Origin of the sequence: Alcaligenes sp. AB3, from assembly GCF_031844565.1 — a bacterium.
Lineage (GTDB): Bacteria > Pseudomonadota > Gammaproteobacteria > Burkholderiales > Burkholderiaceae_B > Alcaligenes > Alcaligenes faecalis.
Genome location: NZ_JAUZVM010000017.1, coordinates 1 through 23,005 on the forward strand (window position 1 = coordinate 1; position 23,005 = coordinate 23,005).

The 23,005-nt window shown below is 57.1% G+C and carries 18 protein-coding genes; 5 read left to right on the top strand and 13 right to left on the bottom strand.

What is annotated here, in order from left to right:
* From Q9R35_RS18480 to Q9R35_RS18490, 3 genes are all read right to left on the bottom strand, one after another.
* The coding region (locus tag Q9R35_RS18480) for a 2,5-dihydroxypyridine 5,6-dioxygenase (RefSeq protein ID WP_311220238.1) at window positions 1-1,026 on the bottom strand (1,026 nt) is incomplete at its 3' end.
* 81 nt (window positions 1,027-1,107) lie between these two features.
* Window positions 1,108-1,932 carry an alpha/beta fold hydrolase gene (locus Q9R35_RS18485; RefSeq protein WP_063691396.1) on the bottom strand — a complete coding sequence of 275 codons (825 nt, stop codon included), beginning with the start codon at window positions 1,930-1,932 and terminating at the stop codon, window positions 1,108-1,110.
* Window positions 1,933-1,992: 60 nt separating this feature from the next.
* Entirely contained in the window at window positions 1,993-4,251 is a 2,259-nt protein-coding gene (locus tag Q9R35_RS18490; RefSeq protein ID WP_311220239.1) for a molybdopterin cofactor-binding domain-containing protein, read from the bottom strand.
* A 400-nt stretch (window positions 4,252-4,651) separates the two neighbouring features.
* On the opposite strand from Q9R35_RS18490, the gene Q9R35_RS18495 reads away from it, so the two are divergent.
* Both Q9R35_RS18495 and Q9R35_RS18500 read left to right on the top strand, forming a co-directional pair.
* Entirely contained in the window at window positions 4,652-5,128 is a 477-nt protein-coding gene (locus tag Q9R35_RS18495) for a (2Fe-2S)-binding protein (protein ID WP_035273699.1), read from the top strand.
* Entirely contained in the window at window positions 5,125-7,965 is a 2,841-nt protein-coding gene (locus Q9R35_RS18500; RefSeq protein ID WP_311220240.1) for a c-type cytochrome, read from the top strand. The genes Q9R35_RS18495 and Q9R35_RS18500 overlap by 4 nt, the downstream gene beginning before the upstream one ends.
* 142 nt (window positions 7,966-8,107) lie before the next feature.
* Here the strand turns inward: Q9R35_RS18500 and Q9R35_RS18505 are convergent, their stop codons facing one another.
* The 6 genes from Q9R35_RS18505 to Q9R35_RS18530 form a co-directional block, all read right to left on the bottom strand.
* Window positions 8,108-8,656, bottom strand: a complete 549-nt coding sequence (locus Q9R35_RS18505) for a DUF924 family protein (RefSeq protein WP_264672016.1) — start codon at window positions 8,654-8,656, stop codon at window positions 8,108-8,110.
* A 48-nt stretch (window positions 8,657-8,704) separates the two neighbouring features.
* Window positions 8,705-9,484, bottom strand: a complete 780-nt coding sequence (locus Q9R35_RS18510; RefSeq protein ID WP_311220241.1) for an ABC transporter ATP-binding protein — start codon at window positions 9,482-9,484, stop codon at window positions 8,705-8,707.
* Window positions 9,481-10,248 carry an ABC transporter ATP-binding protein gene (locus Q9R35_RS18515; protein ID WP_035273692.1) on the bottom strand — a complete coding sequence of 256 codons (768 nt, stop codon included), beginning with the start codon at window positions 10,246-10,248 and terminating at the stop codon, window positions 9,481-9,483. Before Q9R35_RS18515 ends, Q9R35_RS18510 begins: the two co-directional genes overlap by 4 nt.
* Window positions 10,245-12,140: an ABC transporter permease gene (locus tag Q9R35_RS18520; RefSeq protein WP_222654256.1), complete on the bottom strand. Its 1,896-nt coding sequence runs from the start codon at window positions 12,138-12,140 to the stop codon at window positions 10,245-10,247. Before Q9R35_RS18520 ends, Q9R35_RS18515 begins: the two co-directional genes overlap by 4 nt.
* A gap of 67 nt (window positions 12,141-12,207) precedes the next feature.
* Window positions 12,208-13,425, bottom strand: a complete 1,218-nt coding sequence (locus Q9R35_RS18525) for an ABC transporter substrate-binding protein (RefSeq protein WP_035273686.1) — start codon at window positions 13,423-13,425, stop codon at window positions 12,208-12,210.
* A gap of 417 nt (window positions 13,426-13,842) precedes the next feature.
* On the bottom strand, window positions 13,843-14,430 hold the full coding sequence (locus tag Q9R35_RS18530; protein ID WP_042488862.1) for a hypothetical protein: 588 nt from the start codon (window positions 14,428-14,430) through the stop codon (window positions 13,843-13,845).
* Between the two features lie 189 nt (window positions 14,431-14,619).
* Here Q9R35_RS18530 and Q9R35_RS18535 point away from each other — a divergent pair, with 189 nt between their 5' ends.
* Entirely contained in the window at window positions 14,620-17,052 is a 2,433-nt protein-coding gene (locus Q9R35_RS18535) for a penicillin acylase family protein (protein WP_311220242.1), read from the top strand.
* Window positions 17,053-17,124: 72 nt separating this feature from the next.
* Here the strand turns inward: Q9R35_RS18535 and Q9R35_RS18540 are convergent, their stop codons facing one another.
* The gene (locus tag Q9R35_RS18540) at window positions 17,125-18,237 is read right to left on the bottom strand and encodes a GGDEF domain-containing protein (protein ID WP_311220243.1); all 1,113 of its coding nucleotides are present in this window, start codon (window positions 18,235-18,237) and stop codon (window positions 17,125-17,127) included.
* A 114-nt stretch (window positions 18,238-18,351) separates the two neighbouring features.
* Entirely contained in the window at window positions 18,352-19,266 is a 915-nt protein-coding gene (locus Q9R35_RS18545) for a LysR family transcriptional regulator (protein ID WP_042488869.1), read from the bottom strand.
* 106 nt (window positions 19,267-19,372) lie between these two features.
* Here Q9R35_RS18545 and Q9R35_RS18550 point away from each other — a divergent pair, with 106 nt between their 5' ends.
* Both Q9R35_RS18550 and Q9R35_RS18555 read left to right on the top strand, forming a co-directional pair.
* Entirely contained in the window at window positions 19,373-20,962 is a 1,590-nt protein-coding gene (locus Q9R35_RS18550; RefSeq protein WP_311220244.1) for a sulfatase-like hydrolase/transferase, read from the top strand.
* A 37-nt stretch (window positions 20,963-20,999) separates the two neighbouring features.
* Complete coding sequence (locus tag Q9R35_RS18555) at window positions 21,000-21,971, top strand: tripartite tricarboxylate transporter substrate binding protein (RefSeq protein ID WP_042488873.1); 972 nt, start codon at window positions 21,000-21,002, stop codon at window positions 21,969-21,971.
* Window positions 21,972-22,493: 522 nt separating this feature from the next.
* Here Q9R35_RS18555 and Q9R35_RS18560 read toward each other — a convergent pair.
* Together Q9R35_RS18560 and Q9R35_RS18565 are read right to left on the bottom strand one after the other, a co-directional pair.
* On the bottom strand, window positions 22,494-22,775 hold the full coding sequence (locus Q9R35_RS18560) for a hypothetical protein (RefSeq protein WP_311220245.1): 282 nt from the start codon (window positions 22,773-22,775) through the stop codon (window positions 22,494-22,496).
* Window positions 22,776-22,790: 15 nt separating this feature from the next.
* On the bottom strand, window positions 22,791-23,005 hold a 215-nt coding region (locus Q9R35_RS18565; RefSeq protein ID WP_311220246.1), incomplete at its 5' end, for a hypothetical protein.

Consider the following 23,005-nt stretch of genomic DNA (forward strand, 5'->3'; position numbering starts at 1 on the left):
TAGTACTTTGCCATCACGCACTACGGCGCGGCCATCCAGGCTGACCGTGCAATTGCGCAAAGGAATATCAATGTGGCATGCCGTTGTACGCTTGCCACCAGCTTCATTGTTCGGGCCCAGGGAGAACAGGAAGTTACCCTCGAACGCACGAGCATCCATACCAATGGTGTTCTCACGCGAGTACAGCCCCAGCGTGGACCAGTGAGCACGTGGCTGCAAACCCCAACCAATGTGGGAAATTGCATAACCTTCGGGATCGTTGAAGGTCTTCATGTATTCATCCAGCAGCTCGGCTTCGATACCACCTTCAATCTTGGTGGCGTAGCCGTTTTCCACGGTCAAAATGATCTGCTCGGTCGAGTATTTCTTCTGTGGCAACAGGATGTCGCCCTTGTCGATCACAATGGTGCCGTTGGTACCCAATTCATTAGGCCAGGTCAGCACGAAACCGCTGGGCCAGTGGTCCCAACGACCGGGTTCATCCACAAAACCGTATTCACGAATCGCAGGGAATTCACCCAGCGGGCAACGCAGATTAGTGCCGGCAGGAGAGGTGATGCTCATTTCCTTGGCGGCCTTGATCAAAGCGGCGGCTGCGGTCACGCGTGCACGATCTGCTTCGGTTGGCACAGTGCGAACCAGAATTTCGGGTGGCTCCACCGCCAAGAGGATCTTGGTGCCCGACTTCAGAATGTCGATCTGCTCGGGCGAGAACAGCAGGGTCATCAGGTCCAGAACCAGATCACTGGCCTTCAAGGCTGCGATCGCCGCTTCGTTACCCGTCAGCGGGGTCGTACCCAAGTACGCCAGCGAGTCACGGCTCAAGGCTTTCTCCGCGTTGACCGGCAACAAGTCCAGGCGATTCACAATCGCGCCCATGGACTGAGCGGCAATCTGCGCGCACTGCATGGTCTGCGGGTGAGTGGTCGAGCTGGTCAGCAAGGTCACGGTTTGACCCGCTTGCAGCTTGGACAGGCGCAGCACTTCTTGCCATGCCTCGATAAGTTGATAATCACTAACTGCCATCTTGTCTCTCCTTGTGAGAGGCTCCGGCACTGACGCGGAACCTCTGCATCACGACGGGCCGCCCATGCGACCCTTTCAACATCACACCAGGCGTTGGCCCAGGAAATCACCGAAAGCTTCGTAGAAGCCTGCTTCGTTATCCCAAGGAATCATGTGACCTGCGTTCGGTACACGAACGTGCTGAACGCCGGAGGCCAGTTGCTGAATCTCGGCCACATCCTCATCACGCACCACGTCACCGCGCTCAGCCGTCATCAGCAAGGCAGGCACTTTCAGATGCGGGAAGTCGACATGGATATCGTCGGTGTGGAAACCTTCAAAGCTGGCCAGAATCGCAGGCTCGTGGCAGGTGTGCAGCCACTGAGCACGCAACTGCAATTGCTCTTCCGTCCAGGTCGGGCAAAAGGCACGCATGTCCTCTGCCGTGCAGCCTTTACGTGCCATGGCCATGGAGTCCACATACCAGGGCAACTTGGAGGGATAAGCACGGCGACCTGGGCCGGAGACGGGAGGATCAACCATCACCAAACGGTTCAATCCATCGCTGTTCTTGTGAGCCGCACGCAAACCAATGCGGGCACCCATGGAGTGGCCAACCACGATGTAGTCTTTCAGACCCAAGGCTTGAGCCAAGGCGATCAAGTCATCGGCTTGCGCATCCAGGCTGTAATCCATGCCTTCAGCCGCCTCGCTCAAACCGCGACCACGCACGTCCTGAATGTAGGTGTCAAAGTGCTTGCCGAACTGCTCGCCCACAAAACCCCAGGTCACCGCCGGGCTGGTAATGCCGGGAACGATGATGACCGCTGGGCGCTGATCGCGCCCCTCGCTGGAACCGCCGTAGCGCAAGTAATGCTGACGAATGCCATTGGCGTGAACATGGCCGCCGTAAAGAAAGGTACTCATTAATCTGTCCTTGGATTGAAACCGTCAGGCCTGGGCCCGACCCATGAAAATTGCTGCTGCCTACGCCATTTGGGGCGTAGCAGCCAGCGCGGCCCGGACCACATCCGGTGTAAAAGGCACCTGCCGAAAACGTCGGCCAGTTGCATCAAACAAAGCATTGGCAATGGCCGAGGCACAGGGCACAGAGGCAGATTCACCCGACCCCATCGGCGGCTCGGATTGCCTGTCCATCAAAATCACCTCAATGGGCGGGATGCGCGGGAAATCCACAATCGGATAGGCGCCCCACTCTGCGCTGACCACACCCTGTGCGTTAAAGCGCACCTGTTCATATAAAGTGCGGCTCAAGGACTGGATCACATTGCCGTGAATCTGGTGGCGCACTCCCGCCGGGTTCACCATCTGCCCGGTGTCCTGGCCCACATAAATCTGCTTAACCTCAATCACGCCCGTCTCCGCATGGACCCGCAGATCCAGCAGCCAGGCTGACCATGCCGCCCCGAAACCAGGGAACTTGCTGTGGATATAACGGGCGTACGACAAGCCACGACCGTAGAGATAGCCTTGCTCGTCCGGCTGCCCGCGAGAACCTCGATGCCCAATCTGCCATTGCCCCTTGTCCGCTACCGCCTGCAGCAGTTCCTGGGCGCGTTCATCCTGATCCAGATAACGCAGGCGATAGCTCAAGGGGTCTACACCTGCTTCCACCGCCAGCTCGTCCAGAAAGCAGTCATGCGCAAAAGAATTGGGCATGGCCGACACGCCGCGCAACCAGGAGGCACGCACAATCGCAGGCATGTCCTGGCACACAATGCGCTGCTTGGGATAGCTGTAAGGCGGTACTGCCGTGCGATCCCCCATTTCCAATTGACGTGGAGCCGCCGACTCCCGCCCCGTCAGCAAGAGCGCCAGGTTCGGCGCATCGTTGGAGGGGTAATGGGTCACAAAATCGTAATGACGCAGCTGCCCTTCGGCATCAATGGAGCCTTCCACATCCATCAGCTGAGCAGCGCCTTTAGGCTCCCAGCCGTGTTCTTGCTCACGCGTCAGTTGCACACGTACCGGCGCACCGACGGCCCGGGACAAGAGCAAGGCGTCCGCACATACATCGTCAGCACAATTACGGCCATAGCAACCGGCTGCTTCATGGCGGATGATCTCCAGGCCGGCTTCGTCCTCGTCCAGCAACTGACTCAAGTGGACGCGCAACATATGCGGATTCTGCGAGCCTGACCAGATTCGGCTATGGCCGGGCTGGTAGTCCGCCACGGCGCAAGACGGGCCAATGGAGGCATGCAGCTGAAAAGGCCAGACATAGGTACGCTTCAAACGTTTGCCCTCTGGCGGCAGTTCATCAAAATCCGGCCCTTTATCCGCCAGCAAGCGCTCCGTCATGGGCTGACGACGAATCAGCTGTTCCAGATTACTCATATCCTCCAAAGGAGGAATCGCTTTCCAGCGCACTTTCAATTCACGGGCGGCGCGCATGGCGTGTTCTTCACGACGCGCGACCACACCAATAAAGTCACCAATCACCACGACACGCACATCGTCGGCAATATGACGGATGGACTGCTCGTCCACGGATTCCAGGCTGCGACCAATGAAGTCGCCGCTATCGCGCCCTATATAAGGAGGACGCACGACACGACCATGCAACATGCCGGGCACGCGCACATCGTGTACATACACCCACTGCCCCGCGACCTTGCCCGGAATATCGACACGCGCCTGGGCTGTCCCTACAATGCGCAATTGCTCGGCCGGTTTGGTGGGGGTTTCCTTATCCAGATAGGCCCGCAACTCCAGACCTTCCAGCAATTGCCAGTACGTCAGGCTGCGCCCGTCCGGGGCAATGATTGTGCCGTCTTCCACGCGTAATTGATCGGCAGGCACCGTCCAGCGCTCTGCAGCTTGTGCCAGCAGTAATTGACGTGCCTGAGCCGCCGCCTTGCGCAGCGGTACTGCATGGATCTGAATGGACGCACTGGCGATGGTAGGACCTTGATTGGGCACAGCATCGGTATGGCCCAGCACCATTTGCACGCGCGCCATGGGTACATCCAGCTCGTCGGCCACGATCTGACTTAGCGCAGTTTGAATACCGGTGCCCAGGTCCACGTGCCCATTAAAAGCGCGCACCCAGCCCTGTGCGGACACGGCGACAAAGACATCGTCGTGCGCCTGCAAGTACTCGGACACCACGCCGGGCTGGCCGGGCGAAGGCTTGGGAGGCCGTGCCGGTGCCGCTAAAATCAGCAAGGTGCCGGACGCCCTGAGCAAGTCCTGCTGCTGGTGGCGCGGCGCATCGTAAGACATCACACTCTCCTGGCTGGGCTTTCTATAAGGGTCTGGAAACCGGCAAACAGGGAGCCCTCCCTGAAAACCTGCCTGAGGCGTACCCTGGCAAAACATCGATTACTAGCGTACACGCCCTAATAAAATCAAATACAGTGCGCTGAAACCCATTTATCGCAACTACTATAAAGAGAAAATCAAGGGCTTAATAATCAGTGTAAACCCTATATTAAATAAGATTAGACCGAATTTCGAACGTCTTCCCCAGAGAGCTTTGATTGATACCTCAAGAGAGTAGTAGAATCTATTTACTCGATAAATTAAAGTGTATACACTTAATTTAAGCATATCAATACCGAGCTGATAAAAGCACCGCACACGCTGTTCGACAACAAGGTGCGATCTCCCAAAGGTGAAACCCATGAACCCTTGTACTCGCCCGCATACTTTGCGGGTCAATCAAGAGACCCACATCATCGAGGTGGAGCCCGATACGCCGCTGCTTTATGTATTGCGTAACGACCTGGAACTGAATGGCCCCAAGTTTGGCTGCGGCCTGGGTGAATGTGGCGCCTGTACGGTGCTGGTCGATGGTGTGGCCGCCCGCTCCTGCGTCGTGCCGGTCAGCCTGGTAGAAAACCGCCAGATCACTACGTTAGAAGGCCTGGCCCGAAATGGCCAGCCTAATGATGTTCAGCAGGCATTTATAGATTGCCAGGCTGCGCAATGCGGCTACTGCCTCAATGGCATGGTCATGACCGTGCAGGCCCTGCTGGAACGCAATCCGCAAGCCACCGAAGAGCAAATTCGGGACGAACTGCGCTATAACCTGTGCCGTTGCGGCACGCACGTAGAAATCATGCAAGCCGCCGTACGCGTCGCAAAGGCTCGGCAATGAGTCATTCAGTACAAGACCTTTCCCGCGCGCTGTGGCCGGAACTGCCTGCGGGCACCAGCTTGCTGCATGGCGCTGTGGTGCGCCCCCCTTACTGGTCCTATGAAAACGGGCAGTATCTGGGCGCTGAATTACAAATGGTAAACCAACAAGCTGCCCTGCAAGTACCCGGCGTTGTAGCCTGTGTGCATATGGGCAATTTCCTGGGTGTGCTGGCGGTACAAGCCGAGCAGGCTCAACAAGGCGCCGCCTTGCTGGATGCGCGCTGGGCCACGCCTGTCGCTGCAAACCAGGCTGCCCTGCCAGCCGATGAGACTGTTGCCGCGACACTGGGCTCCCCCGATCAAAGCTATGAGTGGCACTCTGCCGCCGAGCCTCAGGAAACCGCTTGGGCCCGTGCTTGTTATCACGACAAGCAACTTTATGTCTGGGCGCATACGCAGCGCCCCGCTGCCCTGCTGATTGAGCTGCAAGCCTTGAGCGGCCTGCCCAGCGAACAGATCCATTTGCAGGATATTGCCGGCAATCAGGCCGATGCCTACGACTGCGCCATGGATGCAGCCGTCATGGCCTTTGGCCGCCCCCAGGCCGTGCAAGTTCGCGCCAGCCACAGAGAAGCCACCATTCGCCTGAGCGTCTATAAAGGCACCGCAGAGCGAAACGACTTGAATGCCCATTTGCGGGCGACCCGCTGGCAACTGAACACCTTGTCCGGTGCACGTCCTTCGCTGGCAGCCATTCTTTGCGGCCAGCCAGGTTTGCCCAGCAGCGGTCCGGACGTAAAGAGCGATTACTTTTCTGCACCCACGCCTAACTATGATGGCGCGGCCGCCAGCAGTGACCCCGACAGTCTGGCCCAGGCCACAGTCTTTGCCCAGGAGTCGCAGTTCGATCAGGACTGCCACAGCCTGGGTCTGGACCCTTTGGAGGCACGACTGGAACAAGTCAGCAGCCCCCAAGGTCGAGAACTGCTGCAACGGGTTGCCGAGCAATCGGACTGGTCCGAGCCCTTGCCCGCCCATCAAGGCCCTTTGCGCAAGGGTCGCGGGCTGGCCTACAGCCATATTGTCGAGAACGTCCCCGGACAGGCTGCACGAGAACAGTGGTCCGCCTGGGCCGTGGATGTCAGCGTCGATACCCGTCAAGGCACGCTCAGCATAGACAAGCTGACCATTGGCCACGACAGCACCGAACTGAGCAATCCCGAGCAGCCCCCGGAGTCTGCGCCCGCCCTGGCCGACCGACTGGGCCGTTGGGCTCAACAACTGCTGAACAATGGCGTGGGCAAAGGCAGCGAAGGTAGCAACGACAGCCCTGTCAAAGAAACCGCCGACAAGCCCGCCGTCCAACTGGTCAAACGAGAGTCTGCCGTAGGCCAGCCTTTGGCCTGGAACCAGGGCGTGGAACTGCCTGCCGCGGCCGCTATTGCCAATGCAATTTTCAATGCCAGTGGCATACGCCTGACCAGTGCGCCTTTTAGCGAACAGTCTCTGGCACTGGGCTATCAGTCCGATAAAACAGGCAGCAGCAAAAAACGCAAAGCCTGGTGGGGGGCCTTGGCCGCGGTCGCCACCGGCACAGTCTTGAGTGCCCTGCCCTGGCGGCCCGCCATCGCGCCCGTCGGCCAAGTGGACACATCCATCTTTTCAGAGCTGGCGATTGAGCGTGGCCGCCTGGTTGCCATTGCAGGCGATTGCATGGTCTGTCACACCGCTGAGGGCGGCACACCCAATGCGGGCGGTCTGGGCCTGGATACACCGTTTGGCACTATCTACACCACCAACATCACACCGGACAAAGAAACCGGCATCGGTAGCTGGAGCTACAAAGCCTTTGAGCGCGCCATGCGCGAGGGCATCCATCAGGACGGACGCCACCTGTACCCGGCCTTCCCTTACACGGCCTTTGCCAAGATCAGCGATGAGGACATGCAGTCCCTGTACGCCTACTTGATGACACAAGAGCCAGTGAAGTCCGAAGTGCCTGAAACCAAGCTGCCCTTCCCCATGAATATGCGGCCTTTGGTGGCGGGCTGGAACCTGCTGTTTCACCGTGATCCGAATGCATACGTGCCGGACCCGACGCAAACCGTGCAATGGAACCGGGGGGCCTATCTGGTCAATAGCAGCGGTCACTGTGCGGCGTGCCATAGCCCACGCAATATGCTGGGCGCGGAAAAAGGCGGTAAAGCGAATTTCCTGGCGGGTGGTTTTGCGGACAACTGGGAAGCGCCTGCGCTCAATAGCCTGTCCAAAGCCCCCATTCCCTGGACAGAACAGGAGCTGTACCAATACCTGCGTACCGGCTACTCGCCCCGTCATGGCGTGGCGGCGGGACCGATGGGGCCGGTCGTCGCAGGCTTGGCAGAACTGCCGGAGTCCGACGTCCGTGCCATGGCGCACTACCTAAGCAGTTTGAACCCGGTCGAGAGTGAACAAGAACAAACACACGCCGCCCAGGCCGCGCTGCTGGAGCAAGATAGCCGCAGCAATAAGGACGTGATGGTGATGCCAGGCGAAAACCTGTTCAACGGCGCTTGTGCTGTTTGCCATGACCCACGTGGTGGGCCGGTGCTCTTTGGGGCTCGCCCGTCCCTGGCCTTGAACAGCAATCTGCACAGTGAACACCCGGACAATACGATTCAGGTGTTGATGCACGGCATTACCCGTCCGGCACAGCCCACCCTGGGTTCCATGCCCGGTTTCAAGAACAGCATGAATGACGAGCAGATGGAAGATCTGCTGAACTATATGCGGGCGCGTTTTGCACCGGACAAACCCGCCTGGACAGGCCTGAAAGACAAGATTGCGACCATACGGGAGCAGAAGGGGCATCTGTAGACGGGGCTTGCCCGCAGATTGTGTTTAGATACGCGGTCAACGAAACAAAGGCGGCTTCAAGTTTTCACTTGGCCGCCTTTGTTTTATCTTGCATTGCACTCTGACACGGTTAAACCCGAGCCTGGGCCAGACTCAAAATCCATCAACCGGAAAAACCACCGGCCTCCAGAAACTTCTGTTCTTCCGCAGTGGTAGTACGCCCCAGAATCGAGTTGCGATGCGGGAAGCGGCCAAAGCGCTCCACCACATCCAGATGCTCTTCGGCGTGGTCCAGCCAGGGACGGCCAATTTCCTGGTTCAGGCGCACGGCTTCTTGCTGATCCACCAAGTTCTCCGCATGGGAGTACGGCAAGTAGCAAAACACACGACGCTCCACCGGAATCTGTTTATCCAGGCCCTTGGCCACCATTTCCTTGGCAATCGCCAAACCTTTTTCATCGGTCGCATACATGCGAGTGGTATTGCGAAAGGAGTTGCGTGGGAACTGATCCAGCAAAATCAGCAAGGCGTAAGCCCCTTCTGCGGTCTGCGCCCAATCATCCAGCTCCCCCTTGGCCGCACGTTCGTGCCAGTCCAAAAACCGTTCGCGAAATTCCCGGTCAAAGTCATCGGACTTGCGAAACCACTTCTCTGGCCCTGATTCAACCCAGAAATCAATCACTGCCTGAGGGTTGGGACGTGCATCTGCCATGGTGTTCTCCTGGAGCCGGTCCGGCCTCCACTGTCTGGAGGCCCAAAGTTAAACGGACAGGTAAGTGCGCCGCACTTGTTCGTTGGCACTTAATTCCTGCATGGCGCCACTGTACCGTATTTGCCCCTTCTCCAGCACATACGCCCGATCCGACACCAGCTCGGCAAAATGCAGATTCTGCTCGGACAGCAAGATGCTGACACCCGCCTGCTTCAGCTCCAGAATCATGTGCACCATCTGCTCCACAATCACAGGTGCCACACCCTCGGACGGCTCGTCCAGCAAGACCAGATAGGGATTGCCCATCAAGGTGCGCGCGACGGTCAGCATTTGCTGTTCGCCCCCGCTCATCTGCCCGCCGGGCCTGTCCTGCATCTGACCCAGATTGGGAAACAGGCTGTACAAGCGTTCAGGCTGCCAGTGCGGAGCTGTTGTGCCATCTGGCCAGCGTCGTGCAGGCTGACGGCCCACTTCCAGATTTTCCGTGACGCTTAAATCAGTAAAGATGCGTCGGTCTTCGGGTACAAATCCCAAACCGGCCCGAGCAATTTCAAAAGGCTGCTTGTCGTGAATGGCTTGGCCCATGAATTCGATATGGCCGTTGGAGCGCTCCATCAAACCCATGATGGATTTCAAGGTGGTGGACTTGCCTGCACCGTTGCGCCCCATCAAGGCGACCACCTCACCGCGTTGCACAGTCAGGGACAAATCAAACAAGATATGCGCCGCCCCGTACCAGGCATTCAAGCCATCTACGCTCAGCAAAGGCTGCTCGTCCGCCCCGCCTGCGGCGATCCGCTCAGAACCGGCTAATAAGTCCTGCGTCATGCTGGCTCCTTGTTCTCAAATGTTTTGCCTGTTCCAAAGTACACCTCCTGCACCTTGGGATGCTGACGGATATAGTCCGCATCCCCTTCTGCCACCAGCCGGCCACGGGCCAACACAAGCATGCGATCCGAGTGCTCGAACACCACATCCATGCTGTGCTCGGTAAACAGCACACCCATATTGCGTTCGATCACCAGTTTTTTGGTCAGGCGCATCAGCTCATTGCGCTCCTTGGGGGCCATGCCTGCTGTGGGCTCATCCATCAGCAAAAGACGCGGATCGTTGGCCAGTGCAATTGCCAGTTCTACCCGCTTCACATCGCCGTAAGCCAGCTCGCTACAAGGCCGTTCAGCCTGCGCCAGCATGCCAACCTGATCCAGCAGATCCAGCGCACGCGCACGCTCGAACTGAGCCGCCCGACGCCAAAAGGAAAACAGCTTTTTCTGATGCGCCAGTAAGGCCATCTGCACGTTCTCCACCACTGTCAGGGATGCAAAAGTCGCGGCAATCTGAAAGGTACGGCCCACGCCCAAAGCGGCAATCTTGCGCGGGGCCAGCCCCACCAGTTCCTGATCGCCCAAACGCACCGAACCAGCAGTGGGCGTCAATTGCCCGCCCACCATATTGAAGGTGGTGGTTTTACCTGCACCATTGGGGCCGATCAAGGCCAGGAATTCCCCGGCCTGCACATCAAACTCGATACCGTCTACGGCCAGGTTGCCGCCAAACGCCTTTTTAAGACCTCGTACTTGCAGCAAACTCATGACGATGCCTCCGGTGCTACGCGGCGATGCGCCCAGCGTTTGAAAAAGCCGGCAATACCCTGCGGGAAAGCCAGAACCAGCAGCAGAATCACGCCGCCAAACAAGGCGCGCCAATACTGCGTGATGCCCAGGAAGAAGTCCTGCAACAAGGTGAACACCGCTGCACCGACCACCGGACCGACCAAGGTTTGCAAACCACCCAGCAAGACCATGACCAGACCATCCACGGACTTGTTCACCGCAATCACTTCAGGCGACACACTACCCTTGGAAAACACGAACAAGGCACCGGCCAGACCGGCAAACGTGCCCGCCAAAATAAAGGTCAGCCACTGTACGCGCTTGACGGGGATACCAATGGCCTCGGCCCGCAAAGCAGAGTCCCGGCTGGCACGCATGGCATAGCCAAAGGGCGAGAATAAGATGCGACGCAAGAGGAAAGCCGCTGCCACCACCAGCAGCAAGGCAAAGTAATAGTAGCGATCACCCGACAGCCATTCCGCAGGCCAGATACCGACCACGCCATTGGAGCCGCCTGTAAAGCTGTCCCACTGATAGACAATCGACCAGATAATCTGCGCGAATGCCAAGGTCAGCATGGCCAGGTAAACACCGGACAGGCGCACGCAGAACCAGCCAAAGATCAGCGCCCCCAAGCCTGCAACAGCCGGAGCCAAAATCAGGGACCAGCCCATGGACAAGGCCGCCGCTTTAAACAGCAGAGCCGCCGCGTACGCCCCCAGACCAAAGTAAGCGGCATGACCAAAGGAGTTCATGCCCCCAGGTCCCATCATGAAATGCAGGCTCAAGGAGAACAGGGACAAAACCAGAATATCCAGAGCCAGCACGGGCGCGTACGGGAACCAGTCGCTCATCAAGGGCAAGGCAGCCATCACACCCAGAACTACCAGCACCATGACCTGGAAAGCCCTACTACCAGCACGCAAGGGCGCTTCGATCGGAGCCGAGTTACGGCTGACGGCTTGAGCTTTTCCGAACAGGCCCCAGGGCCGGAACACCAGCACCACAGCCATGAAGATGAACTCCACCACCAGCGTCAATTTCGGAAAGGCAAAGTCCACACCAAAGAAGTTAACCGTGCCCAGAGCGATACACAGGGCCTTCAATTCCGCGACGATCAAGGCAGCCACGTAAGCACCGGGGATGGAACCCATGCCACCGACCACCACAATCACAAAGGCATCCCCGATCACGCTCAAGTCCAGCAGCAGATTGGCGGGTTGACGCGGTAACTGCACGGCACCACCCAAACCAGCCAGGAAGGCCCCCAGGGCAAACACACCCGTAAACAGCCAGGCCTGATTCACGCCCAGCGCACCCAGCATTTGTCGGTCATGGGTCGCGGCGCGCACCAGCACCCCCCATCGGGTACGGGTCAGCAGGAGCCACAGCAAACCCAGCACCACCGGGCCGATCACGATCAGCACCAGGTCATACACCGGGAAGAAGCGCCCTGCAATGGAAACGGAGCCGTTCAAACCCGGAGCCAATGGTCCCAACAGATCTTCCGGCCCCCACACGGCCAGGGCCCCGTCGTTGATCACCAGCACCAGGGCAAAGGTGGCCAATAACTGAAACAGCTCGGGCGCTTTATAGATACGCCGCAGGAGCACGATCTCCAGCAAGGCCCCCAATGCGCCGACCAGCAAGGCGGCCACAATCAGGCCTGCCCAGAATCCCAGCGCCGAGCCCCCCATGAATTGCACGGTGGAATACGCCATGTAGATGCCCAGCATGTACAGGGAGCCGTGTGCAAAGTTGACGATGCGTGTCACCCCAAAGATCAGGGACAAACCCGCCGCCACCAGGAACAAAGACGATGCCTCGGCCAGTCCGTTAAGGAACTGAACCCATAAACCCGATAAGGCCATTACTGCCTCGCGTCAGAAGTGGCGCGCCAGATGGCGCGCCGATCTACGAAATAATGCGTTCTTGGAATTATTGATTGGCCGCGGCAGGACGCCACTGGCTGACTTGCTCATCCGTAGGCTGTACATCCTTGCCATCGGCATAACGGATATTGGTCATGATGCCCTTGCCGTCCTGCTTGGCCAGCACACCCACATAAGCCCCCTGTGTGGACTGCTGATCTTGCGTGCGGTAAGTGATGGGGCCGAAAGGCGTGACCACATCCAGACCCCGGAAAGCTTTGATCATGGCTTCCGTGTCGGTAGAGCCGGCTTTTTCAATACCGGCGGCAATCGACACAATGGTGCTGTAGCCAATAATCGTACCCAGGCGTGGGTGCTCTTTGTACTTGTCCTGATAGGCTTTCAGGAAGGCATTGTGCTCGGGCGTGTCGATGGCGTACCAGGGGTAGCCGGTGACGATCCAGCCTTCCGGCGTTTCTTCACCCAAGGGGTCCAGGTACTCCGGCTCGCCGGTCAACATGCTGACTACCGGCAAGGCGGGACTGAAGAACTGGCGCTGATTACCGGCACGAACCAGACGAGCCAGGTCGGACGCAAACAGTACGTTAAAGACCGCATCAGGCTTGGCTTCGGACAAAGCCTGCACCACGGCACCAGCATCGACCTTGCCCAGAGGAGTAGCCTGTTCAGCCACGAACTCGATATCGGGCTGGGCTTCCTTCATCAAGGTCTTGAAGGTGGCAACAGCGGACTGACCGTACTCGTAGTTGGGGTACACAATCGCCCAACGCTTCTTGTTCAGCTTGACGGCTTCCGGCACCAGCATGGCCACCTGCATATAGGTGGAGTTGCGCAGACGGAAGGTGTAGCGGTTGCCATCGGCCCAGACGATCTTGTCGGTCAACGGCTCGCTGGCCAGAAAGAAAACTTTTTTATGCTTGGCGAAGTCGGTAATGGCCAGACCGATATTGGACAAGAAGGTCCCGGTCAGCACATCCACTTTTTCACGCGAGATCAATTCCTCGGCAGCGCGTACCGCATCGCCGGGGTTGGAGTTGTCGTCCTTGATGATCAATTGCAGCTGCTTGCCGTGAATCCCCCCGGCCTGGTTGATCTGCTCAACCGCCAGCTCCATCCCGTTTCGATAAGGCCCCAAAAAAGCGGGCTGGGATTTATAGCTGTTCAGCTCCCCAATCTTGATCACCCCCTCGGCGGCAGCGGTAGCCCCCAAGGTTTGCAACATCATCGTTCCTGCCAGTGCTACCCCTGCAAATGTCTTGTTCATTGTCTTCTCCGTGGGCTTGTGAGGCGAAACACGACTCAGCAACTTGTCTTGTTTTAGTGATTTAAAGTGTACACATGGTATTTTTGCGAGTAAATCGGCCAAGACCTAGGGATATACCCTTGAACACTTTAAACATAAAACACAGCAAGCCACGCAGAAAGCCGTTAAAGCAAGGAGACCAAGAAGAAATGAGCAGAAAAAGTAGATAGCCTGAGAAGAAGAGAACTACCGATATACAGTGACTACACTTAATAAGCCCAGAGATTAAAACGCAACCACCCCGCCTGGTTCCTGCGCGCGCCGAATCATGGATTTCATAAACTGCTCCATCATATCCGGCAAAGAGGAATCAAACGGCTAAAAACGCTAGAAAGGCGGATGAACTAATGCTCTGGATTTACAGTCTCAGGGTAGCAATCAGCCACTGCGAGTCTCGTGAACTCTCTGCCCCGATGAGGGTAAATCGTATAACTGGGGCGTGCGCGTTGGGTTGAAGTCCTGCCATTGACCATCACTCCAATTACCGTTGGCCCATTCGATGGCGTATCCCCCATTGCGCTGCAATTCACGCACCAGCACAGCTTCCTCGGCCTGCCCCAGACGCGCCGCCAGCATGACGCCCGACACCCGATTCAAGGTCTCTTTTTCAGGTCTACGGCCGCCCAGTTTCACAATACCGCCCACCATGGCGCCCACGTAGGCCCCCAAGGCAGCAAACGCAATCAACACAAACTGGGGCCAGCTTGTCATGCTCAGCAACCACCAACCCAACGCGACCCCTAGGGCGGCCCCCAGGACTACACCCAGGATGGCACCCAAACCGCCCCCTCGGGCAGCCTTATCCAAGGTTCTGTCACCTCCGATTGGATACTGCCCGTGCTGACCTCCTGGCTTAAGGTAGAAAACCTGTAGATCCTGGCTGTCCAAACCCTGCCCCTGCAGGACTCGCGCTGCTTGTTGGGCTTGATCAAACGTATCAAATTCCGCCGCAATAATGCGTTCCATAACAAGGCTCCCATATAGATGTGTTCAACAAAGAGCCAGCAAGTTTCATTCCCAGGCTGCCCTCTTCTACTGGGGAAATCCTCTATAAAGTTTCACCTGGAAATATCAATACCTAAAGAATTTTGACGTTATATTCTCAAGAGATAAAAAAACAGTAGCCCCCACGGCTACTCTTGAGGAGACCAGATTTTGACTTCCCCCCGTCGCGTCCCATCCCGGCTGACCCTTGGCGTGTTGACCACCAGCGTCTTGCTGGCCGCCTGTGCCAGCGCACCTGTAAGTGAGCGCAGCGTCACCATCAAGCGCGACAGCTACGGCACGCCGCATATCTATGCTGACAGCACCTATGGCCTGTTCTATGGCTATGCCTATGCTGTGGCCACAGACCGTCTATATCAGATGGAAATTGCCAAGCGCTCCGGCTGGGGAACGGTAGCGGAGGTTCTGGGAGCGGACTTCCTGGAACTGGACAAAGTCACCCACAACAATATCGACCCGGACTCCATACGCAAGCAATTGGCCGCCCTGTCCAAAGAAGACCGCGCCATGTTTGAAGGCTATGCCGCTGGCTTTACCCAGCGTGTGCGCGAGGTAAAAGCCCAGCGCGACACCTTGATGCCCAAGGAGTTTCTGGACAAGGGCTTCGAGCCTTCTGAATGGCAGCCTGAAGACATTGCCATGGTCTGGGTGGGCCTGATTCTGAACCGCTTCTTTGCCGGTACGGCAGAAGTAGCCAACCTGAATCTGCTGGAAACCCTGAAGGCCGACCAGGGCGCGGAACGTGGCGAACAGCTCTACAAGCAATTGCGCTGGCTGAACGACCCCACCGCCCCCACCATCATTGCGCAGCCTGAAGCCAAGACCGCTCTGGCTGATTTGCCCACACAGTTGCAGGCCCTGTCCTCGCAAGCAGCGCAAGACTATCTGCACAAGCAAGCCGTGGCCCTGGGCCCCACCGTGGCCGCCGGCACACCTACGGCCAGTAATGCCTGGCTGCTGGGCCCTGGAAAGACGACTCACGGCCATGCCGTGCTGTACAACGGCCCGCAACAAGGCTGGTACACCCCGTCCATTACCTATAGCGTCGGCCTGCATGGTGCGGGCTACGACCTGACCGGCAGCACTGCCGTGGCCCTGCCTGCCATCCTCTTTGGCACCAACGGCCAGATTGCCTGGGGCTCCACCGTGGGTTCGCTGGATACCAACGACGTTTACCAGTTGCGCTTGAAAGACGGTGATCCACACAGCTACTGGTACAACAATGCCTGGCGTCCCATGGAGCACAAGCAGGTACGCATCAAAGTGCGTGACCAGGACGACGTGACGCTGGACGTCTACCGTGCGGCCCAAGGTTATGTCAGCAGCTGGGACAAGAAGAACAACACGGCCTACGCCAACCGTCGTACCTGGGAAGGCCGGGAAATTGAAACCCTTTTGGGCTGGGCACATGCGGCCAAGGCCAAGAACTGGGATCAATTCATGGCCCAGGCAGCCCGCGTCAGCGCCTCCATTACCTGGTTCTATGCCGATACCAAAAACAATATCGGTGCCGCTGCCTTGGGCCTCTTGCCCCAGCGCCCGGCCAGTCAGGCCATCCAGTTTCCGGCAGCAGGCGACGGCAGCATGGAATGGCAAGGCTTTCTGAGCTTTGAGCACAACCCGAAAGTCTTGAACCCGCAGCAAGGCTATATCGCCAGCTGGAACAACAAGGCTTATGGCGCCTTGCTGGCTGACAACTCCAACTTCTCCTATGTGGACCGCGTGCAGGAATTGCTGGCACCGCTGCAAGCCAAGCAACGCCTGAGCGATGCAGAAATCTGGGGCATTGATTCCCTGGGCGCACGCTCTGACCTGAATGCGCGCTACTTCGTCCCCCTCATCCAGGAAGCCGCCAAGCTGCCACGTGCCAGTGCCCTGGCCCGTCAGGCAGCCGAGCAGTTGAAAGGCTGGGACTACAAGCTGCACGTAGCCAGCAACGGCAAGCAATACGAAGGCAGCGCCCCGGCTGTGATGCAGGCCTGGATGCAAGCCGCGGTGCCGGTATTCCTGAAAGGTCGTTTGCCGGACAGCGTCTACAACACCTACACGCAAAGCCTGTACCCGACTATGGATGATCCACGCAGCGCCCAGCCAGCCGCTGCGGCCAAGCTGATCTGGAACGCCATCCAGGGTCCATCGGCCGGAGTGCCACAAACGATTGATTTCCTGCAAGGCCGTCCGGCCCAGGAACTGGTGCTGGACGCACTGGAACTAGCAGCCGCCTCCTTGCAGAAGTCACAAGGCGCACAAGCCCAGCAATGGCGTGCTCCCTCTGTTTCCATGCTGTTTGCGGCACGCAATGCGATTGGGGTGCCTTGGTCTGACCCTGCGCACGAACGCCGCATCATGCCGTATCTGAACACTGGCAGCGCCCGTTTCCAGTATGTAATGGACCCTGCTGGCGTACGTATGTGCTCGGTGATGGCTCCCGGTCAAAGCGGTTTCATCAACCCCAAAGGCGAAGCCGATACGCATCACTCGGATCAGCTGGAGATGTATGCCGCCTTCAAGTGCAAGAGCGATGCCATCAGCGCTCAGGACATAGACAAGTCCAGCCAGGGCAGCCAGACCCTGCGCTACTAAGTAGCCAATGAAAACGGGGCCTGGAGCATTTGCTGCTCCAGGCCCCGTTTCTTTTTGCATCGCCAGACAGGCTTAGCCCTTCGCCACCACCTGATTGCGACCGGCGCGCTTGGCATCGTACAAGCGCTGGTCAGCCTGCATCAGCACATCCTCAATCACCTGACCGGGCTGGCACACCGCCAAACCCATACTGGCCGTAATCTGGAAAGGCTCGCGGTCGTGGTTATAAAAGGTTTGTGCCTGCACCTGACGCAAGAGCAAATCAGCAAAGCTCAAAGCCTGCGCATCGCTGCGCCCGGCCAGAATCAGCACGAACTCTTCGCCGCCATAACGGGCCGCCAGATCATCCGGCCCCAGATGCGCCTTGAATAAAGAGGCGGTACGCGTCAATACATCATCCCCTACCGAATGCCCGTGGGTATCGTTGATCTGCTTGAAATGATCCAGATCCACCATCAGCACATGCAGTTTTTCCTGGACTGGCCCCTGTCCCAATTGACGGCTGACCGCGCCCCGATTCAATAGCCCGGTCAGGGTATCGTGCGTGGCTTGCCGGTATAAACGCAGCAATAGCCCAAGATGAAAATAATTGGCGGTCAGGGCAACAACCAGCAAGGCACTCAAGAGCCAAAGGTCTTGCAAACCTTTCATGGTCATCCAGGTTCCTGAACTGACACTGGCCAGGACCTGCAAGGCAATTAATGCGCCCCCTACCAAAGCAGATTCCAGCAAGGTGAAGGGAAAAATGCTTAAGGTTGCCACCAGCAGGAAAGGAATAAAGCCGTAACCCAGCACCACGTAATGCCCTGCCCCCGAGAGCGTCAGCAGCATATACGCGTAAAAAGAGGCCGGCAAAATAAAAACCAGCCCACTTAGAACGTAAATGCGGGTGATGCGCTGGTGGCCATTGAACGCCAGCCATACACACAAGATCAGTCCCCCCAGGCTTAAAACCCGTATCGCCATCAAATGCGCGGGCCAGCCAGGTAAAACCAGCCAGTCCATCAAGGTCCAAAGGGGGGTCAACAAAGCAAATAACAAGCCGACCAGGATGACACGGCTGCGCAAATACTCCATCCGGGCATGAATGAAGTCACGAGAATGATATTTCCCGCTCAGTGTGTCGCGCACCGAGCTGATACTGATCGCTTGCAAGTTTTTCCAGCCTTCCAGAACTGTTCCCATCAATCAATTCGCCAAGAAGAAACAAAGTAACATAATCGCAATTTTTAGTTACATGAGTTCAAAAAACAAGCTGTCAGTTGTTTCAGGGTCAGCCACGCCAACCCTGACTTACCATCACATCACTTGAGATTGCTTGCTCATCCAGCTAATTACCTCTTCCAACATCGGTTCGCCCGAATCCTGCGGGCGCCACAACAGACCGAGCTGACCATGCAAGCGCGGGTCGCTCCAGTCCAGTTCCAAGATACACAGCTCCGGGTAGACCGGCACCATGCTGCGCGTCATGGGTACTAAAAAATCACTGCCGACCGCGACACGGGCATTAGTATGCGCGTAAGCGGATTCAATGGCGCAGGTGGGATACGGCAGGCCCTTGGCATCCAGGCTCAACTCGAAACTGCGTCGCATCGGGCTGTTCCGGGGTGGCAATATCCAGGGATATTCCAGCGTCTGCTCCCAGGTCACCTCATCTTGCTGCGCCAACGGATGCTTGCGGCAAGCGGCCACGCCCAAGGGCACCATGCCCAGCGGCAGATACGCCATCGCCGGATTGCGGCCCGCTTCATCCACACGGCCAATAACCAGATCCAGCTCGCCCTGCTCCAGATTGCGACTCAAAATATCCAGCGTGCCTTCCTGAATACGGATATGGCATTGCGGATCGCGCTCGTGCAAATACACCAGCAGCTGCGGCAAATAAACCGCCGCCACCATAGGCGAAATACCCAAGGTAAATTGCTGGCGAAAACCCTGCCGGTATTGCTCCAGAGTGGCACTCATGCGATCAAGGCGATTCAACACCCCCTGCGCCTGGGAAACCAGCGCCAGGGCAGCAGGCAAAGGCTCAATGCCACGAGCATGGCGCTCAAATAAGGGCATGCCTATATTGTCTTCAAAATCCTTGAGCCATTTTGACAAGGCAGGCTGAGTCATATTGGACTGCCGGGCCACATCGCTCATGCTTTTTTCTTCGCACAGACGAATTAAAACCTGCAGATGCTTTAAGCGAATGCGTTCACTCCAGCTCATGACTTACCTATATGAAAGAGGTATATATACCTGCAAGTTATTCAATTTAACATTATGGCTACAGCTTCCATAATGGGTATACCCAAAGCTACAAAATAGGCACTTCATGTCTCAATCAGTACCCAATTTTTTATTGATTATTGCGGATCAACTCCGCGCTGACCATTTAGCCTGTTACGGCAATAAAGAAATAAAAACGCCCAATCTGGATGCTTTAGCAGCTCGCGGTTGGAGTGCTGATCGATTTTACGTCGCTACCCCCATCTGCATGCCCAACCGTGCTTCCCTGATGACCGGTCGCATGCCCTCGTTGCACGGTGCTCGTCACAACGGGGTTCCTCTGCCACTGGACTCCAGCACTTTTGTCGATGTACTGCGTCAAGCGGGCTGGAGCACGGCATTGGTAGGCAAGGCGCACCTGCAAAATATAACGGATACGCCACCACTGTACCCGCGTCCGGATGATCCGCCGACCAAGGGTGAAGCGCGTCCTCCCCTGCCCACTAACGATTACGGCCAGGAATGTGGCCAATGGTGGCGCGACCGCCCCGATCACGGCGTGCAACTGCCTTTTTACGGCTACGAACACGTGGACCTGGCCATTGATCACGGCGATCAGGTGTGGGGTGACTATGGTCGCTGGCTGCAGGATGAACACCCTGAAATCGCCGCCTTGTCCGGCCCTGAAAACGCCATCCCGACCCCCGACTACGAGTTAAGCCGCATTGGCCAAGCCTGGCGTACCCGTGTGCCAGAAGAGTACAGCACCACGGCCTGGATTGGTGAACGCACCCGCGCTGTGCTGGACAAATATGCCCAGGAACAACAGCCCTTCTTTATTCAGTGCTCTTTTCCGGACCCCCATCACCCTTACACGCCCCACGGTCAGTACTGGGACATGTACAAGCCGGAGGAGGTCAGCCTGCCCGACTCCTTTCACCTGGGGCCGCATCCCCTGCCTGAGCATCTGCAATTGCTGCATCAGCTGCGTGATGAGGGCAAAGCCATCAAGCACACGCCCACGCTGTTTGCCTGCTCCGAGCGCGAAGCCCGCGAGGCGATTGCGCTGAACTACGGCTCCATCACCCATATTGATGCCGAGATCGGACGCATTCTGGATCATCTGGAGCGCACTGGCCAGGCGGAAAACACCATCGTCATGTTCATGAGTGATCATGGCGACTTCATGGGCGACCATCAGTTGATGCTGAAAGGTCCTGTGCATTACCAGAGCATCATTCGCAGCCCCTTTATCTGGTTTGACCCCAGAAATGCGAAAGCGCAAGGCACAAGTGGAGCGGTCTGTTCTACCATTGACGTCGCGCCTACGGTGCTGGAACGTGCCGGCCAGTTGCCCTATAACGGCATTCAGGGTCGCTCCTTGCTGCAATTGATGCAAAACGAAGCAGTGGATTGGCGCAAAGGTGTGCTGATCGAGGAAGAAAACCAGCGCAAGCTGTTCAATACGCCTATTCGCACCAAGCTGCGTTCGCTGGTCACGCAGCAGCATCGTTTAAGCCTGTACGAAGGCGGTCAAATCGGAGAGCTGTACGATCTGCAAGCCGATCCGCTGGAACAACATAATTTGTGGAATGAACCGGACGCGCAAGCGTTAAAAACAACGCTTTTGTGCCAATTGATCGATACCATGATGGCTCACAGCGAAACCAGTCCCCTGCCTTTGGCGATAGCGTGAGCTGTAGACCTTTAACTACCCCTATCTGGAGACATCTATGCCCACCCTTTCCTTGCTGCGCAAAGTAAGCATTTGTGCGCTGATCTTACCTTTGGCTACGCCAGTCCAGAGTGCCGAGGTGGCCACAATTGTGGTCAGTTCCGTGGCAGGCGGCCCGCTGGACGTCCTGGGTCGCATGTTGGCCCGCGAGGCCACTGAAACCACCGGTCAGACGATTGTGGTAGAGAACCGCGCGGGTGCGGCAGGCACAATTGCTGCCGAAGCGGTGGGCCGAGCCAAGCCGGATGGCAATACCTTGCTGCTGACACTGGATACGGTTGCTACGGCCAATCCGCATATTTACGTCAACAGCAAGTTCAAGATCGGGGAGTCCCTGGAGCTGGTGTCCTTGCTGGGTACTTTTGACCAGGTTCTGGTGGTTCCCAGCAAGACCGGCATCACAACACCTGCCGAGTTTCTGGAGCGTGCTCGCGCCAAGCCCATGAATTACGGTTCGGCTGGTATGGGTTCGCCTGGGCATTTGATGATGTCGGCTTTGACGCAAGATAGTGGTATCAAGCTGGATCACATTCCGTATCGCAGCAATAGTGCTGTGGTCAACGATATGTATGGCGAACGTCTGGACAGCGGCTTTCTGACGATTGCCGGTGTTTTGGGTCCGATCAAGGAAGGTTTGCTGACGCCATTGGCAACGTCCGGTGGCAAGCGCAATCCATTGCTGCCTGAAGTCCCTACTTTGGCCGAAGCGAAGTTGCCAGGCCTGGAGAACTTCAACGAGAGCTTCTCGTACTTGGTGTTCACCACCAAGGGTTCACCTCCAGAGAAAATCAAGGCTTGGAACGACTTGCTGAGCGATATCGTGAAACGTCCTTCTACCGCCGAGACTTTGCGGATGCTGGATATTCAAGCCTACGATTCGTCCAAGGTTTCTCCAGCGCAATGGGTGCAGCAGCGCAGTGCTCGCTGGGAGCAGATTGTGCGGGATAACAATATTCGCTCTGATCAGTAATTGCTGGAATGACAGCCCCTGAAAACTGAACTGCATCCCAAAGGTTGGATCAATGCCCTGCCTTATGAGGTCAGTTCAGAACCAGGGGCTGTTTTTTTGGGACTACGTAGGCGCGTAGGTATTACTGAGAGGAGGCTTTCTTCGTGGAGTTGCTTCGGGGAGGCTTAAGGCCTGAAGGCGATGCAGCTCGTTAAAGAAGGGAGCAGGAGCAGGGAGCCGGTTAGTGCAGGTGTAGCAGTGGTCGGGCTGAGCACTTGCCGGTGCTGAGCACCCGTACCCTTGTCAGGAGATAGCTACGGGCGCACCCTGAACTCCCGGGGTGGTTCGTCCCCCGGACGAACCACAAGCGCCCCGGTCAAACAACAGGGTGCTTGCATCCCTACGCTATCTCCTGCCCGCGGCAAGTACTCTGATCCGCCCGACCACTGCTACACCTGCACCAACCGGCAGACTCACACTACTCTGCTCCCTTCTTTTTAGAGTGGAACTGAATGGCTCAATACGACGTGAGGTTTACTGTTTTTACGCCCTGTTGATACTGCGAAAGCAATGGCGCCAGAAGTGGCCACCACCACCACCACCACCACCACCACCACCACCACCACCACCACCACCACCACCACCACCACCACCACCACCACCACCACCACCAACAACAACAACAACAACAACAACAACAACAACAACAACAACAACAACAACAACAACAACAACAACAACAACAACAACAACAACAACCAAAGCCAAAGCCAAAGCCAAAGCCAAAGCCAAAGCCAAAGCCAAAGCCAAAAGAGTAGCGCCCAAAAACCTTACATCCTCCTACAGCATCATAAAAAAGCTACTTAATTCCCACCCACTTTTTTCCTCAACTCCAGTCACCCCGCCTATCACCCACGTACTCAAAACAAGCTCAAAACCTGTCTGAAGCGTCCCAAGAAAAACGAAACCACCTTTCAACAAGTCCAAACCATTTCTACTCTCCAGTGCTGTTTGGGCTTTAAACAGTGTTGCTTGTTTTCTTGTGGGGCCCGGGG

Bases quoted from the DNA above. Each gene is read 5' to 3' on its own strand.
- Q9R35_RS18550 (WP_311220244.1), top strand. From the start codon at position 19,373: ATGTCTCAATCAGTACCCAATTTTTTATTGATTATTGCGGATCAACTC.
- Q9R35_RS18495 (WP_035273699.1), top strand. From the start codon at position 4,652: ATGAACCCTTGTACTCGCCCGCATACTTTGCGGGTCAATCAAGAGACC.
- Q9R35_RS18525 (WP_035273686.1), bottom strand. From the start codon at position 13,425: ATGAACAAGACATTTGCAGGGGTAGCACTGGCAGGAACGATGATGTTG.
- Q9R35_RS18515 (WP_035273692.1), bottom strand. From the start codon at position 10,248: ATGAGTTTGCTGCAAGTACGAGGTCTTAAAAAGGCGTTTGGCGGCAAC.
- Q9R35_RS18555 (WP_042488873.1), top strand. From the start codon at position 21,000: ATGCCCACCCTTTCCTTGCTGCGCAAAGTAAGCATTTGTGCGCTGATC.
- Q9R35_RS18545 (WP_042488869.1), bottom strand. From the start codon at position 19,266: ATGAGCTGGAGTGAACGCATTCGCTTAAAGCATCTGCAGGTTTTAATT.
- Q9R35_RS18530 (WP_042488862.1), bottom strand. From the start codon at position 14,430: ATGGAACGCATTATTGCGGCGGAATTTGATACGTTTGATCAAGCCCAA.
- Q9R35_RS18505 (WP_264672016.1), bottom strand. From the start codon at position 8,656: ATGGCAGATGCACGTCCCAACCCTCAGGCAGTGATTGATTTCTGGGTT.
- Q9R35_RS18485 (WP_063691396.1), bottom strand. From the start codon at position 1,932: ATGAGTACCTTTCTTTACGGCGGCCATGTTCACGCCAATGGCATTCGT.
- Q9R35_RS18540 (WP_311220243.1), bottom strand. From the start codon at position 18,237: ATGGGAACAGTTCTGGAAGGCTGGAAAAACTTGCAAGCGATCAGTATC.
- Q9R35_RS18520 (WP_222654256.1), bottom strand. From the start codon at position 12,140: ATGGCCTTATCGGGTTTATGGGTTCAGTTCCTTAACGGACTGGCCGAG.
- Q9R35_RS18490 (WP_311220239.1), bottom strand. From the start codon at position 4,251: ATGTCTTACGATGCGCCGCGCCACCAGCAGCAGGACTTGCTCAGGGCG.
- Q9R35_RS18500 (WP_311220240.1), top strand. From the start codon at position 5,125: ATGAGTCATTCAGTACAAGACCTTTCCCGCGCGCTGTGGCCGGAACTG.
- Q9R35_RS18510 (WP_311220241.1), bottom strand. From the start codon at position 9,484: ATGACGCAGGACTTATTAGCCGGTTCTGAGCGGATCGCCGCAGGCGGG.